The organism is Ensifer canadensis (genome assembly GCF_017488845.2).
GTDB lineage: Bacteria > Pseudomonadota > Alphaproteobacteria > Rhizobiales > Rhizobiaceae > Ensifer > Ensifer canadensis.
The window spans coordinates 729,023-743,309 of record NZ_CP083373.1; the positions used below are offsets into that span (position 1 = coordinate 729,023).

Here is a 14,287-nt window from a genome sequence, read left to right on the forward strand (position 1 = left end):
ATCGTATCGATTGGTACGGTTAGTCGCCGGATTTGTAGATCGATGAAGTTTAGATCCTCAGATTTACACGGTTTATTTTCCAATATTTCTTTGAATAGGAGATGAACATGAACCTGGGTTCCACCACGCCGACGCGGCGAGACATGATGACAGGCACACTGGGTATTGCCGCCGCCACAACGGCAGTTGCCGCCAGCTCGGCGCGAGCCAAGGAGCCCGCCAAGGGTGCCGGACATCGGTCCGATGGCGAATACGTCACGTCGAAAGATGGTACTGCGATTTTCTACAAGGACTGGGGTCCGAAAAGCGCGCAGCCGCTCGTATTCCATCATGGATGGCCCCTCAGCGGCGATGACTGGGACGCCCAGATGTTGTTCTTCCTCGGCAAGGGCTTCCGAGTCGTCGCGCATGACCGACGCGGCCACGGTCGCTCCGCCCAGGTAAGCGATGGACACGATATGGATCACTATGCAGCGGATGTTGCTGCTGTGGTAGAGCACCTCGATCTTCGCAACGCGGTTCACATCGGTCACTCCACCGGGGGCGGTGAGGCGGCTCACTATGCGGCCCGCCATGGAAAGGGGCGCATTTCCAAGCTTGTCCTTATCGGCGCTGTCCCCCCGATCATGGTCAAGACTTCGGCCAACCCTGGCGGCCTTCCAGTCGAGGTCTTCGACGGCTTGCGCTCCGGTCTGGCGGCTGACAGGTCTCAATTCTACCTCGATTTTGCCGGCGGCCCCTTCTATGGTTTCAACCGGGAGGGAGCGAAACGCTCTGAGGCGATGGTCCAAAACTGGTGGCGCCAGGGCATGGCTGGTGCCGCAAACGCCCACTATCTTGGCATTAAGGCGTTCTCTGAAACCGACTTTACTGACGATCTGAAATCAATCGATGTACCGACCCTCGTACTCCACGGAGATGACGATCAGATCGTCCCGATCGCAGACTCCGCCCTCCTTTCGGCAAAGCTCCTGAAGAACGCGACGCTGAAGGTTTACAAGGGTCTTCCCCATGGGATGGCGACCACCCACGCCGGTCTTATCAACGAGGATCTGCTGGAATTTATCGCGGCTTGATGATGCGAGAGGGTGCCGTCGGCGCCCTCTCTTCCTCGAAAGCGTATCGATACCTGTTTAGCGGGCGGGTTATCCCCGCCTGTAAGGCACCTTTGAGGAATTTTGCGGCATCGAACCGGCGGCAAGCCAAACAGACGTATAGCTATTCGCCCGAGGATCGCTTGGGCACGATGCTTGCGTCGCAGCAAAGCTTGTTTGCGCGTGGAAAATTTCATTCCTCACCATGGATGATGGACAATGACCCAACGCCTCAATTACGCTCAACTTTCGCCGGACCTCTTCAAGGCTCTTATGGCGCTTAGCAACGAAGTCAAGAAAGGCACGATCGAGCAGTCTATTCTCGACTTGGTCGACATTCGCGCATCGCAGATCAACGGCTGCGCGTTCTGCCTCGATATGCACTCCAAGGAAGCGACTATGCATGGCGAGCGCCCGCTTCGCCTTCACCACGTTGCCGTGTGGCGCGACTCGACCCTTTTCTCCTCCCGCGAGCGGGCAGCGCTTGCCTGGACCGAAGCCTTGACCAAGGTCTCTGATAGCGGCGTCCCGGACGAGCTCTACGAAAAGGTCCGGGGGCAATTGTCTGAGAAGGAAATTTCCGATCTCACCTTCCAGATCATGGCGATCAATGCATGGAATCGCGCCAGCATCGCGGTCAAAGCTGTGCCCGGCTCCGCCGACAAGGTTTTCGGCCTCGATAAGGCGCAACTGGCCTAACGAGCAATGGGTGGCCGGTGACCTCACGGCCGCCCTCCAATTCACTGCGGTCCTGACCTCGGTCAGCGACCGCGATGGGACCTCCTATCTCAATCGCCAGCTGCTTCAATGGGCCGGCATCGAGGATAAGGAGGGTGGAGCGACGCAAAAGTGCCAACCAGTTGGCAGGGTTGATCGTCGAAATCGTCCACCCGGACGATCGTAAACGCGTTTCGGGCCAATCTCGATCGCTCGTTCAAGTCGAGTGCTGACGCGCGAGCCGCTGATGGCTGAAACAAGGACGGGTAGGAAGGGATGTCGATCGAAGCGTCGACGTTCTCATCTTGCGGCTGAGACGCAAGATTGAAGAGAAGCCTTCGAACCCGCTATTGATCAAGACGCTGCGTGGAGCCAGGTATCTCCTCGACGCGGACGTGTCCGTCATTACCCAGGCTCGACAGCGGTGATACTGACACTGCCAATCTGCCACCAACCGGAGTTCGTTGTGAAGTGTCGCTCGAGGCATGCACGTGCGATGTTCACTGAAGCAGTTCGGATTTTCTCACGAGGTCACTGAGAGAGCGGGCCTGCATCTTTCTCATGGCGCTCCCGCGATGAAGCTTGACCATGATTTCGCTGATCCCCAATTCATAGGCGACCTGCTTGTTCATCAGCCCATCTGTCACAAGCTTCATCACTTGTCTTTCGCGCGGTGTGAGGCTTGCCGCACATTCGCGAACATGTCTCCGTCTGAAAGCGATTTCACGCTGTTTTTTGCCTTCTTCGATCGCCGTGGTGACCGCGCTAATGAGGTCGTCTGGCTGGAATGGCTTCAAGAGAAAGTCGATGGCTCCCGCTTTCATGGCGGAGACGCTCGTCGTCACGTCTCCGTCTCCAGTCATGAAGACGATTGGTACATCGAAGCCGGCTTCCGACAGCCTCCGCTGAAATTCTATACCGCTTACGCCCGGCAAATTGACATCAAGCAACAGGCAACCGACAGTCTGTGGGTCGCCCCGGTGGTCGAAATCGATTGTGTCGACGAAGGCCACGGCCTGCATCCCTACGGCTTCGAAAAGTTCGAGCAGCGACAAGCGAAGTTGCTCGTCGTCGTCGATAATGTTTACCACCGGAATGTCGGTGATTGTCTCAACGGTGTTTGCGTGTTCAGGCACGGCATCGCTCCCTTAGTTGTCACGCTTCGACACTTCGTGGACCGCGATTTTACTCCAAGGGACTAAGCTGGCTATAAAACCAACGTTTGCTTCGTTCGAGCGGCGGCGGCCGAGCTGCCTCCGCCGTCGGCAATCGAACTCACACCTTCGTTCCTACAGCAAGCTGTACCTTCGTTTGGGTTCCTGCGTGTCCGTGCGAAGGCTACAGCCTTGCACAGTGGCTCCCGTCGTTCTGTGCCGCCGCGCTGACGCGAGTCTCCCATATTTTCGCGCGATGCCGGCGAACCGTTAATCGGAGCAAACCATGCCGACGCCCCTTCCTTTAGTGCCGCTCGTAATGCTGAACCTGCTTGGGGTGGCGGGAATCATAGTATGGCATCTGCAGGGACGAGGTCGTCCCAATGCACGACTTATCGTTCAGATCATCTTCTTCGCCGCGATGACGGCAGCTCTTTTCACTGCACAGGTTGCACCTTTTCGGTTTGAGAGGATCCACGAAGAAGTGTTCGCGCGGTTTCTCGTCGACTGCGGTAAGGTCTTGTGGTGGACGCACCTTGCCTGGGCAGTGATCGGTTTTACGCGCATCTACATAGTGCTGGACAAGCGCCCCAGGGAAGCGCGTCTTATCCAAGATCTCCTGGTGGCCGTCGTCTATCTCGGCACTACTCTTTCAATGATGGCCTTCGTCTTCGGCGTGCCGATCGGTACACTTCTTGCAACCTCCGGCGTCGTGGCGATCATTCTGGGCCTTGCCTTGCAGAATACGCTGTCGGACGTCTTCTCCGGCATCGCCCTGACGATTGGGCGTCCCTATGTTCTGGGCGACTGGATTCTGCTGGCAGATGGAACCGAGGGAAGAGTTGTCGCAAGCAATTGGCGGGCGACCTGCATCCTTACATCGGCAAACAATCTCATCGTGCTTCCAAATAGTGTGCTTGCGAAGCTCGGCCTGACGAATTTCAGCCGCCCGACCGAAACGCACCAGATCAAACTGCCAATGAGGATCGCTCCTACACTCCCACCGGGCGTATCGATGGAGGTCCTGAGTCTGGCTCTCGATAGCTGCAAGCTGATTTCCAAAGAGGTGCCGCCAACGGTGGCGCTCAAAAAGATGGATGCTATGGGCATAGACGTGGAGCTGCTCTTCTATGTCTCCGCTCCGGGCGAACGCGTGGCTGCATGCAATGAGGTCATCGATGTTGTCTTCCGCCATTGCGCGGAAAATGGCGTCTCGCTCGCGATGCCGGCCGGCTCCTATGTGTTTGGCACACAATCTCCCATCGGGAGCCACCTGACGCCGACGATGCTCTCTACGAGGGAGTTGCTGCGGGCCGTGCCTGCTTTTGCTGCATTGCCTCTCGACGAGCGCAACGCGCTTGGTAGTCAAGCGACGACCCGCCAGTTTCCTGCAGGCGCGACAATCGTGGCAGAGAATGAAACGTTTTCGAGCTTGATGATCATACAGTCCGGTGTCGTTTGCAGGCGGCAAAACGGAAAGGATATCGAGCGGCTTTATCCTGGCGAAATCTTCGGCGCGCGCCATCTGCTTTCGGACACACCGGAGAGCGGCAGTTTCGAGGCGCTGACCGAAATCTCCGTCTTCGTCATCGCAAAGGAGGCGCTCGATAAAGTTGTCGGATCTCACCCAGAATTGGCGGAAGATCTCGCATCGAGGCTTTCCAGGACCATATCCGACGGGCAATCAGATACTCCTCCCTCCCAGACGGAAAAAACACCCGTTCTATGGGCGATGCCCAACGGGTAGAGATTTAGATCCGTGTTGAGTTTTCGACCGTTCGGTGCCGCGAAAACCCAAAGCCATAGTGGCCGTTAACGGCGGCTCTGTATAGCGTTGGCCCGGAACGTTGTCACGGACACGCCTTCCGGCTCCGCGTCCCAACTTCGGCAGCACCTTGACTAACTTCCGTATAGTTTCGGCTCCTATCACCTCGGTCTAGCATTGCGACACCTCATGTTTCCCATGTCTTTGCCCAAGGGAGCTGGTGGTGAGTGAGATGTAGATGGAATTGGCTCGATGCCGTCGAATGAGGTCAGATGGTTTTCTCGCCGGGAAGCGCAACCTTTACTGGAAGTATCGGAGTACTGCCGGCACGCGGGTGTAGATGAGGCGGAGGAGCGGCGGCTGATTACCTTGCTGGGTCGATATGCGTCCCGCCACGAGCTACAGATGAATATCATTCGCTCGCTTCGCCGGGTTCGCTAGTACCCAATTATCGCCAGTCCCTGTGCGAAAGATATCATACGGGAAGCGTTATCTCGAAAACAGTGCCACCCCCGGCGGCATTCTCAGCCTTGAGAGTGCCGCCATTTGCCTCCACCATGCTGACGCAGATGGCGAGGCCGATCCCCAAGCCGTATGGTTTTGTGCTCTGGAATGCTGCAAACAACTTACCCATGATAGCAGGCGATATCCCCGGGCCGTTATCCATGACGGACATCCTAACCGAAGTGGTGCCTGCCTGCGCCAAACCGATCCGGATCATTTTCCTGGCGCCGTCCATGCTCTCCATCGCCTGGATTGCATTGGCGATCAGGTTAACTAACACCTGCTGAAGTTCGATCCTGACTGCGTTCACAGCAGGCAAATCCCTTTCGGACTCGACGCGGATGTCGACCTTGCCGCGAAGCAGATCCGGCGTCATCAATGCACAGGTTTCGTCGACCAGCGACATCAGATCCAAGACCTCTGGCATGCGTCGTTCTTGCCTTAGCAGGCGCCGGGTATTCTCGATAATGTCGCTTGCGCGCTTGCAGTCCCGCACCATTCGTTCCGCTGATCGCCGCACCGCGACGAGGTTTGGCGGGGCCCTGGACAACCACTTCAACAGGGTTTGAGTGTTGACAGTCAGAGCGGCGAGCGGTTGGTTGAGTTCGTGGGCAAGCGAGGCAGATAGGGCGCCCACGGTTGCGGCTCTTGCTGCTTTGGCCAACTCGGCCTGCGCCTCCAACAGCGCCTTCTGTGTCATCTCTCGTTGTGTGATGTCGACCATTCCGACAACGACGCGGTCAAAGGCAGCCGTGTCTTCCGGAAAGCGCAGACTGATGATCACCTGCCGGGTCTCGGCGTCGTGCCTGACGATAGTTCCGGTCTGCTCGAGGCTTTTTCGTTCACTGAAAATCGCATCAAGGAGGTTGATGGTCGTTTCACGGTCGGCCAGGACGTGTCCTGTCATCGCGACGGTGATTCCCTTTGTCGCTACATGGCCAAGCAGTTCGATGGCAGCATCGTTTGCAGCAATCGTCCTGATCAAACGGGCGCATTTTTCCACGACGTCAGGATTACCAAGGGCATGGGATCGAAAGTCGGCGACGCCTTCACGCTTGAGTGACAAAAGATAGGTTCTTACTGAGGAATAGTCGCGCTCCCATAGGGCGACCCGGCTTTGTTCGAAGATCGAGCGATAACGGCGCTCGCTGTCGCGAAGCGCCTTGTTCGATGCGATGAGCTCGGTGCGAGCTGCAGCGTTCCTGAGGATGAGTGCACAGGTAACGGAAATGGCTGAAAGCGATACCGTCAGGCGAAGCAGACTGGAGATGTCGAAAATGAAGCCGTGACCCATCGTATAGGAGACGAGGGTCAGAATATTACATGTCACGCCTACGAAAATCACTCCATGTCGGCTCAGCAAGCCCGCCGAGAGTAGCATCACGATTACATAGAGCACCGCTATCGCGCTCTCGATTTGAGTAAACGCATCGATGTAGAAGACCGCAGCACCAAGAGCTGCGGCCGCAACTGTATTGACGATATCGTGAGGCGTAGCGTTCTGGACGCCACCCATGGTCACCGGGTTTTTACGGGTCTGTTGATTGCCGTTTTTCGCCGAGCGACGCCGATAGGCGGAATTGTCCAAGGCGATACGGGCATGATCGGGGAGTGGCGTCAAAAGCGGTATGTCATCAATGCTTGTGTCGATGGATAGACGCTATCAGCAGCCGGCTGCGGTGAGGACTATACTCGTGGATAGGTGCAGCCGTGATCTTGCCGGCCCACCTGCAGCCGGGTCGGCGTCCCCCTATATTTCATCAAGCAAAGGCTCCAGTCATCGAAACCGATGCGTCCCAGAGACGCCGTGCCGCAACAGGATCGATTGCCCAACTTGCAACCCCCTTGCTGCCTAATTCGCCGTTGTAGGGTTGGGCGACGCCGAAGTCTTCGAGATATTCACCTCCAAACCCGTCAAGCTCGAGGCTGGCACCTGCCCAGACCATTGAAGCGGCGCCTTGTTGCGGGGTCTTGCGGCCGTTCGCCGGATCGATGCGCAGGTTTCCGTCTGCATCGTATGCGTCGAACCGTGCCAAGTATTCCGGCGTCAGGTGCCTGACAATATCGGTCAGGATTTGGCCCGGATGCAATGAAAAGGCGCGCACGCCGACTTCGCGTCCGCGCCTGTCGAGCTCAACTGCGAACAATGCGTTTGCTGTTTTGGCCTGACCATAGGCGAGCACGCTGTCATAGGCGCGGCGGACGAAATGGATATCGTCGAAATCGATACCTCCCGCCTGATGTGCGCGTGAGGAAACACTGACAACACGCGCGCCATTCGCGCGCGTGAGCGCCGGCCATAGAGCCGCGGTCAGTTGGAAATGGCCGAGGTGATTGATCGCAAACTGCCCCTCGTGGCCGTCCGAGTTGCGCCACAGTGGGGTTGCCATGACGCCGGCACTATTGATCAGCATCGATATGGGTCGCCCACTGGAAACGACTTCTGCCCCGAATGCCGCAATCTCGCTGGGAACCGAGAGGTCCAGGTCAGCGATCGTTACGTTGCGCAGATGTGCAAGATTTCGTTCGGCCTTTGAGCAGTCCCGCGCCGGAACGATGACGGTAGCGCCGACGCTGGCAAGCGCGCGTGTTGCCTCCAGACCTAGACCTGAATAGCCGCCAGTGACAACGGCGGTCGTGCCATTTAGGTCAAGCCCTTCGACCACCTGCTGTGCTGTGCTGGCAACACCAAAACGCGAGTTAATGAGATTCGGATTGTGCATGTATGGCTCCGTGATGCTTGTGCCAGGGATATATCGGCACTACCTCTGGAGGATCCATCATCAAGGCGCCAAAGTACTGTCGTGATCGTCCAAAAGCCCAACGAAGATGCACTCTCATCCATTCTGGAATGTCTTGGCGCCCGAGCCCTCTGCTCGATGCGATTGGAGGCTGGCGGGAGTTGGGCCGTCCATTTTCCCTTGCCGCGGGTACTCAAGTTCGATTTTGTTCGGCGCGGCGAATGCTGGCTACGCCTCAGTGGCGCCGAGCCAGTGCGGATCAACGCTGGTGATTGTATCATCGTAGCCGGCGTCCACTATGAGCTTGCCAACGATCCGGATACGCCGGCCCTTCCTGCACAGGAGGTGTTTTCGCCAGCGGGACCCGCACAAATCGGCGCTGTGACGGACTTCACTGTCCTCGGTGGGACGCTTCAACTCGACGCTGGCGACGTTCTGTTCGTAACGGGCGTGTTACCTTCCGTTGTCGTAATACGGGCGGATGAAATGGCACCAGTAGGGTGGCTATTGGAGCAGCTGGATCACGAATGGGACAGCGGCAGGCCTGGAGCTCGACTGGCGAGTAACGACCTCATGCGCCTTGCTTTCATTCACGTATTGCGTGCGCATTTGGCGAAGCTCGACGAGGGCGTCGGATGGCTTCACGCTCTGATTGATCGAAACTTGGGCCCAGCGATGCGAGCCATTCACGCAGATCCGGCTCGTGCCTGGACGGTCAGCGAACTGGCGCGCATCGCCGGGCAATCGCGGTCTGGGTTTGCGGCAAGATTTCGCGCTCATGTGGGATTGTCGCCAATGGACTATATCGCCCTTTGGCGGGTGAGATTGGCATCCGCCAAGCTCCGCGGAAGCAATTTGCCGATATCACATATCGGCCAGGAACTTGGATTTGCGACTGACAGTGGATTTAGTGCCATGTTTCGCCGGGTGATGGGCATGTCTCCCCGACAATACCGCCGGAAGCAGGCCGATCTGCACACATGATCGAGGTGACATAGTTCTCCGGAGTGATAGGGCTCCTGGAAGAAGGAACCAATCACCAAATGCCTCGTTCACCTTAAGATTGTTTTAACGAGAAGTGCCGTGACAATGCGTTGTGCTTTCGCTAGCCATTGGTGCAGGTGGAGAAGATTGCATGCCGCAGTCTGTTCAAGTGACAGTGCATGGCCAGGAGGACCGTTCATCCATGGCAATCGATGGGGAACAGGAACAGCAGGCAAGTAAACAGCGACCCGTCGTTGCAGTCGTCGATGACGATCCGGTTGTGCTCGAAGCGCTGGAAGACTTGCTGGAATCGGCCGGTTATTCTGCGCGCGGGTTCCCGTCTGCCGCGTCTTTGCTTTCCAACGGTCTCTCCGGGTTGGATGTCATAATCACCGATATTGGAATGCCAGGAATGGATGGCTTTGAACTCTGCGATGCCGTGAACTCTGTTCGGCCGGAAATGCCGGTTTTCTTGATGACCGGCCGCCACGACATTGAAGGCAAACGGAGCGAAACATCGAACTTGGGGATATTCCGCAAGCCGTTCGACACCCGAGTTCTTCTTGCGGCGGTCAAAGACGCATTAGCTTGACGAGATGAAAGCGAAGGGATGCCGGCGACAATGTGCGAGCCGCTTTCCACTCGGCAAGATCTCTCTTGCCTGCGCGTGGCGCAGACCCGAAGCGTTCAAGATCTTTCTGCCGATGGATCGCAAGCCAGTTCTTGAGGTTGGAGATGCGCAAGTTCGCGCCGGGCGTGCGCGGGCGCTGCATCGCCCGGTGCGCTTCCTCCAGTCCTCCGGCAACGGCTTGGCTGGATGCCAAGAGGGCAGCCGCGACCAGCCGATTCGGCAAGTGAGCCGAACGGCATGGGCAACATTGTCGGACGCGCCTTCCGTTTTCGGGTGATCGGACCGGTGCTACTCCCTGCAGTCTATCGCCATTCGAAATCGCAAAAAGGTTTCCAAGAAAGGAAACTGTTGTTGCGTCGATGGAAGGGCAGGTCTATAAGTTTCCAATGTTGGAAACTTAGGAGTGGCCCATGCTGACGCTCTACATCCACCCACTTGCCTCCTTCTGCCACAAGGTTCTCATAAGCCTTTATGAAAGCGAGCTGGTCTTTGAGGCAAGGACGGTGGATTTCTCCGATCCGGGATCGGCCGCAGCGCATTTTGAACGTTGGCCTGTCGGGAAGATTCCCGTGTTGCATGATAGCGCAACAGGTCGCGTCGTGCCCGAGACGAGCATCATCATTGAGTATCTGCAGACGCGATACCCCGAGCAATTCCGCTTCCTCCCTGACGACGCACGGCTGCGGCTGGACACGCGGCTCTGGGATCGCTTCTATGATCTCCATGTCAGTGTGCCCATGCAGAAGATCGTCACGGACCGGATCAGGCCGGCCGGAGCCGGAGATCCGTACGGAGTTGCCGAGGCGCATGAGGCGCTCGAGACGGCCTATGCAATGATCGAGACGCAGCTATCGGGAAAGGCCTGGGCGGTGGGTGACGACTTCACGCTGGCGGATTGCGCCGCCTTCCCAGCCTTGTTTTTCGCATCCGTCGTTCATCCGATTGGAGGCGTGAGGCCCGCGTTGTCCTCCTATCTGGATCGGCTCCTGTCACGCCCGTCGGTGGCGCGTGTAATGGACGAGGCACGTCCCTTCTTCCGGTTTTTCCCTTATAAGGAGGCCCTGCCAGAGCGCTTCCGGGAGAAGACTGAATGAAGAACACACCGCAGACGAATTTCGATCGGATGTTTCATGCTCTCTCGGATCCTTACCGAAGAGCCTTCATCGAGCAGCTTTCGAAGGGACCGGCCGCGGTGAAGGAACTCGCTGCACCAGCGGCCGTGCAACTTCCGGCGGTCCTGAAGCACCTTCGTGTCCTCGAGGAAGGCGGCATCGTCATCTCCGAAAAGGTCGGCCGCGTGCGGACCTACCGGATGCGCCCAGACGCCTTTCGTGCAGTGGGCAACTGGATCGATGAGCGCCAGAGCGAGATGAACGATGCCTTCGATCGACTGGCTATTCTGATGGCGCAAACACCGGAAAAGAAGGATCACTGATGGGAGTCAATGTCGACCACCGCACGTTCGTCATCAAGCGCGCACTGCCGGGTAGCCCCGCTCACGCATTTCGCTTTTGGTCTGATCGTGCCTTGAAGCGACAATGGAATGCCTGTCATCCCGACTGGCATGTGCTGGAAGATCGGTTCGACTTCCGAGTCGATGGTTGCGAACGCTTGGTCTGGCGCATGCCTCAGGGGATCGTTCAGGAGATGACCGCTCATTTCCTCGAAATCGCCGAGCGGCAACGCATAGTTTATGCCTATACGATGCGGACAGATGGCCGAAGCTTTTCTTCATCTCTTGTAACCGTGGAGTTCGAAAGCACGCCTACAGGAACCGAGATGACCTTCACCGAGCAAGCCATGTTTGCAGATGTCAAGCACGCAGAGAGAAGAGAAAGTGGCACAGGCGTTGGATTTGATCGGCTGTACCAGGCTATGGAAGCTGCCTCGGTTGGGTGATGGGCCTGAACTCCCGCTTTTGGTGCAATACGGGCTTTTGTCGTGCAATTTCTGTTTTTACTTACGCATCATAGCAGTGGCATGATTCCGTTCCTCGAAGCGCGCATCTGACCGGGCTCGGATCAGCTTGGCGGGGGCGCCTCAAACAGAACCTACGTGACGCACCTTGATGGTCCAACGCCGCCTAGCCTTCGCTACCGGTGGCGCTGTTGCACCTCGCGCCAGCCATATTGCCCGTCCGTGACTTTTCCTTCGAGCGCGGCATCAGTTCGATCTGGACATCCTTCATGTGCGACGGGCTGACCGTGTCCGCGCTGATGCCAAAGGTGTCGATGCTGAAACGGTCACCAACGGTTTTTCGATTTTGCCTTCGGTGACTTTCTTGTCACATAGATCGCGGCTGATGCAGCCTTGCTGCACTCGTAGAGGTTTGGCCGCTGTCGTCCAAATCGCCCCCCCTCGCTGAGAGGTGTTGCTGCGATTGTCTTGATTTGTCGAGCGAGAGCCGCAAGCTTTTTTGCAAGATCCTGTAATTCGATCGGTGAAGCCGCGCGCTCGCGGGTGTCCTTGACGCTAGGTCCGTGCACGGTGTCCTCCTCTCCCATTGGACATAAGCACAATGTATATTTCAAAAACGGAATATAAGACTACCTCCCAAAACGCGCTATGATCGCGGTACACAGCCAATGGTTTATTTAGCAAAGGTGGCTGTCGCGTTGCCTCGCTATGGCTTGAAGTAGCCGGCTTTCGACCTAAGCGACCGGCATGGGCCGAGCCAAACTTTCTAGACGCGTCAGCGATGATGCTGGAAATCGATGGCGCTTGTAGCTAACAGGGGCCCGGATAATCGTCGCCAGTTATAAGCAAACAAAATCATGGCAGGTTAACGTGAGATCATCGCGACGAGGAATGTAGCCACGACTGCCGTTGATCAGGGTGCGGGTGTAGGGGTGGATAACGGCCCGCTTGATCAGCTGCCGCTTTTCCGCAACTTCGACGAAGCCACCATCCTGCATCATGGCAACGCGGTCGCACAGGTGAGCGACCACGGCGAGATCGTGGCTGACGAGGATATATGTCAGCCCTTCTCGCTCACGCAGATCTTTCAGCAGGTTCAGGATCTCGGCCTGGATGGACACGTCGAGCGCCGACGTCGGTTCATCGAGCAGTAGAATGTGGGGTGACAGAGCCCCCGGGCAATGGCCACGCGCTGGCGCTGGCCGCCGGACAGCTGATGCGGGAACCGATATCGAAAATTCTGTGGCAAACCAACATCTTCGAGTGCTTTGTTCACCCGTTCCTGGCGCCGATCCAGCCCATGGATCTCCAGTGGCTCCAGAAGCGTGCGACCGATCGCGTGCCGCGGGTGGATGGAACCGAATGGGTCCTGAAACAGCTGCGAGCCTAATCACCGGCGCGAACCTGCTGGGTGGAAGGTGGATGATCCGTCGCCTGAGGCGGGGCTGCGTTCGACGAAGTTGGGTTAATCTCGGGAAGGTGATCGTCGAGGGCGAGGACCGGTATGGCGAGGGCGTCAAATGTCGCGGCCCGGCTTCGAGACCGGGCGAGATATGGTCTCGCCAAAGGTCACCAGAGGTTGAGAATAAGCTGGTTTCCGGCCTCGAGCCGATGGGCGCAGAAGGTGAAGAATATCGCGGAACCGGTGCAGGCTTTCCGCGTCATCCTTGAAGGACAAGTTCCACGCCAATCAAAGCGCATGGGCTGTTCGTCGAATGCATAAAACAGCGCCTGGCCGACGACGCGCTTGGCGCCACGCCCGCCGAGCGCTGCCTGAGGGAACCTTTCCTTTGGTTTCGATTTGAATCTTAGAAAGACGACAAAATTGGAGACCAGCTGTGGACTTCGAGACGATCGGCCGTCGGCGTCTGATGATGCGCTTGCCGGCGTATCGACGGCAGCTAGAAACGCTGAAAATCCCAGCCCTAAAGGACCTCCTAAAGGCCTACGGGTTCGCGGCCATTCAGAGGGACCAGGTGCGTGCGGTTGAAGGCCACAAAACGCGCCATGCCCGACTGGATTGCGACTGCGCGAGGATCGAGATGGATGTTGTTCGGCTGCTCACGAATGTCGCCGCCCGGGCCGTAAAGGCATAGACCCCACCAGGAACTTTTCTTAGCAGTCAGAGTTGGACCGCTGCGGTTACTGCTTGTGGCCAAAACGGAGCAAGAAAATGAACCTGGAAAAGATCGGCAGAGCACGCATGATGCTACGGCTGCCTGCCTACGGGCGCTTACTTTCCGAGTTAAGAAGCCGATCGATGATCGAGATTTTCATTGCCTATGCCGAGGCGTCAATCCAACTCGATGTGCTGCGCAGCACCGACACTCCCGATGGGGTCTTGATTGAAGAATACGACCAGATTTGCTTGAAGATCGAAAACAGTATCGAGCCATATCTGAGGATGTTGACCGAGCAAAGCCTTACAAGTCACGCGACCAAAGAAACGCAGGCGCGATAGCACGCATCAACTACCCGGGAACCGCAGTAGGAAGCAGCTAAACTTAGCCGCGTTGGATCTGAACGAGAATGGGGTTCGGCAGGATCGAAACGCGATCGTCGGAATGCCAGAAGTTGCCGCGGGTCAAAACGGCCGCAGATGAACCGGCATTGGTTCGACGACAATCATCGCGGCGATCCCGATTGCCCGTTCTGTGTAGTAGGCTGCATGACGTTCCGTCGGGCGGCCCTCCACCGCCGTGTTTGCCGTCAGTGCGCCCCCGGCGGCGAGGGGATAGGGATTGAGTTGGTAGTGCCTCGGCCACCTCGCGCTTTCGGGG

13 protein-coding genes and 2 pseudogenes are annotated in these 14,287 nt (G+C 57.4%); 10 read left to right on the forward strand and 5 right to left on the reverse strand.

Annotated features, from left to right (window positions below; translation table 11 throughout):
• Positions 1-107: 107 nt before the first annotated feature.
• The 3 genes from J3R84_RS33190 to J3R84_RS33200 all read left to right on the forward strand — a co-directional run bounded on the left by J3R84_RS33190 (position 108) and on the right by J3R84_RS33200 (position 2,239).
• Positions 108-1,076 (forward strand): alpha/beta fold hydrolase, encoded by a 969-nt coding sequence (locus J3R84_RS33190; RefSeq protein ID WP_057221754.1) that lies wholly within the window; start codon positions 108-110, stop codon positions 1,074-1,076.
• A 237-nt stretch (positions 1,077-1,313) separates the two neighbouring features.
• The gene (locus J3R84_RS33195) at positions 1,314-1,793 is read left to right on the forward strand and encodes a carboxymuconolactone decarboxylase family protein (RefSeq protein ID WP_057218632.1); all 480 of its coding nucleotides are present in this window, start codon (positions 1,314-1,316) and stop codon (positions 1,791-1,793) included.
• A gap of 323 nt (positions 1,794-2,116) precedes the next feature.
• On the forward strand, positions 2,117-2,239 hold the full coding sequence (locus J3R84_RS33200) for a hypothetical protein (RefSeq protein WP_373688531.1): 123 nt from the start codon (positions 2,117-2,119) through the stop codon (positions 2,237-2,239).
• A 72-nt stretch (positions 2,240-2,311) separates the two neighbouring features.
• Here J3R84_RS33200 and J3R84_RS33205 read toward each other — a convergent pair whose 3' ends face one another.
• Entirely contained in the window at positions 2,312-2,947 is a 636-nt protein-coding gene (locus J3R84_RS33205) for a response regulator transcription factor (RefSeq protein WP_057221638.1), read from the reverse strand.
• A 304-nt stretch (positions 2,948-3,251) separates the two neighbouring features.
• Here J3R84_RS33205 and J3R84_RS33210 point away from each other — a divergent pair, with 304 nt between their 5' ends.
• Complete coding sequence (locus J3R84_RS33210) at positions 3,252-4,712, forward strand: cyclic nucleotide-binding domain-containing protein (RefSeq protein WP_203528416.1); 1,461 nt, start codon at positions 3,252-3,254, stop codon at positions 4,710-4,712.
• A 493-nt stretch (positions 4,713-5,205) separates the two neighbouring features.
• Here J3R84_RS33210 and J3R84_RS33220 read toward each other — a convergent pair whose 3' ends face one another.
• Positions 5,206-6,855, reverse strand: a complete 1,650-nt coding sequence (locus J3R84_RS33220) for a PAS domain-containing sensor histidine kinase (protein ID WP_225906350.1) — start codon at positions 6,853-6,855, stop codon at positions 5,206-5,208.
• A gap of 139 nt (positions 6,856-6,994) precedes the next feature.
• Entirely contained in the window at positions 6,995-7,957 is a 963-nt protein-coding gene (locus tag J3R84_RS33225; RefSeq protein ID WP_057223520.1) for an SDR family NAD(P)-dependent oxidoreductase, read from the reverse strand.
• An 81-nt stretch (positions 7,958-8,038) separates the two neighbouring features.
• Between J3R84_RS33225 and J3R84_RS33230 the strand changes: the two genes are divergently transcribed.
• From J3R84_RS33230 to J3R84_RS33250, 5 genes are all read left to right on the forward strand, one after another.
• Positions 8,039-8,959, forward strand: coding sequence for an AraC family transcriptional regulator (locus J3R84_RS33230; RefSeq protein ID WP_203528418.1), 921 nt, complete (start codon positions 8,039-8,041; stop codon positions 8,957-8,959).
• Between the two features lie 202 nt (positions 8,960-9,161).
• The gene (locus J3R84_RS33235; protein WP_057218696.1) at positions 9,162-9,551 is read left to right on the forward strand and encodes a response regulator; all 390 of its coding nucleotides are present in this window, start codon (positions 9,162-9,164) and stop codon (positions 9,549-9,551) included.
• A gap of 449 nt (positions 9,552-10,000) precedes the next feature.
• On the forward strand, positions 10,001-10,684 hold the full coding sequence (locus tag J3R84_RS33240) for a glutathione S-transferase family protein (protein ID WP_057218631.1): 684 nt from the start codon (positions 10,001-10,003) through the stop codon (positions 10,682-10,684).
• Positions 10,681-11,025 carry an ArsR/SmtB family transcription factor gene (locus J3R84_RS33245; RefSeq protein ID WP_057209084.1) on the forward strand — a complete coding sequence of 115 codons (345 nt, stop codon included), beginning with the start codon at positions 10,681-10,683 and terminating at the stop codon, positions 11,023-11,025. The genes J3R84_RS33240 and J3R84_RS33245 overlap by 4 nt, the downstream gene beginning before the upstream one ends.
• Positions 11,025-11,489 (forward strand): SRPBCC domain-containing protein, encoded by a 465-nt coding sequence (locus J3R84_RS33250; protein ID WP_171520778.1) that lies wholly within the window; start codon positions 11,025-11,027, stop codon positions 11,487-11,489. Before J3R84_RS33245 ends, J3R84_RS33250 begins: the two co-directional genes overlap by 1 nt.
• A gap of 857 nt (positions 11,490-12,346) precedes the next feature.
• Here J3R84_RS33250 and J3R84_RS33255 read toward each other — a convergent pair.
• Positions 12,347-12,885 (reverse strand): annotated as a pseudogene (locus J3R84_RS33255) (ABC transporter ATP-binding protein); the annotation flags it as partial.
• Between the two features lie 795 nt (positions 12,886-13,680).
• Between J3R84_RS33255 and J3R84_RS33260 the strand changes: the two are divergent.
• Positions 13,681-13,968, forward strand: a complete 288-nt coding sequence (locus J3R84_RS33260) for a hypothetical protein (protein WP_057209221.1) — start codon at positions 13,681-13,683, stop codon at positions 13,966-13,968.
• A gap of 88 nt (positions 13,969-14,056) precedes the next feature.
• Here J3R84_RS33260 and J3R84_RS33265 read toward each other — a convergent pair.
• Positions 14,057-14,226: pseudogene (locus J3R84_RS33265) on the reverse strand (NADH oxidase); the annotation flags it as partial.
• Positions 14,227-14,287: the final 61 nt, after the last annotated feature.

What these genes read in the sequence shown, in the direction of transcription:
- J3R84_RS33190 (WP_057221754.1), top strand. Translation starts at nt 108, where the DNA reads ATGAACCTGGGTTCCACCACGCCGACGCGGCGAGACATGATGACAGGC.
- J3R84_RS33195 (WP_057218632.1), top strand. Translation starts at nt 1,314, where the DNA reads ATGACCCAACGCCTCAATTACGCTCAACTTTCGCCGGACCTCTTCAAG.
- J3R84_RS33210 (WP_203528416.1), top strand. Translation starts at nt 3,252, where the DNA reads ATGCCGACGCCCCTTCCTTTAGTGCCGCTCGTAATGCTGAACCTGCTT.
- J3R84_RS33225 (WP_057223520.1), bottom strand. Translation starts at nt 7,957, where the DNA reads ATGCACAATCCGAATCTCATTAACTCGCGTTTTGGTGTTGCCAGCACA.
- J3R84_RS33235 (WP_057218696.1), top strand. Translation starts at nt 9,162, where the DNA reads ATGGCAATCGATGGGGAACAGGAACAGCAGGCAAGTAAACAGCGACCC.
- J3R84_RS33240 (WP_057218631.1), top strand. Translation starts at nt 10,001, where the DNA reads ATGCTGACGCTCTACATCCACCCACTTGCCTCCTTCTGCCACAAGGTT.
- J3R84_RS33245 (WP_057209084.1), top strand. Translation starts at nt 10,681, where the DNA reads ATGAAGAACACACCGCAGACGAATTTCGATCGGATGTTTCATGCTCTC.
- J3R84_RS33250 (WP_171520778.1), top strand. Translation starts at nt 11,025, where the DNA reads ATGGGAGTCAATGTCGACCACCGCACGTTCGTCATCAAGCGCGCACTG.
- J3R84_RS33260 (WP_057209221.1), top strand. Translation starts at nt 13,681, where the DNA reads ATGAACCTGGAAAAGATCGGCAGAGCACGCATGATGCTACGGCTGCCT.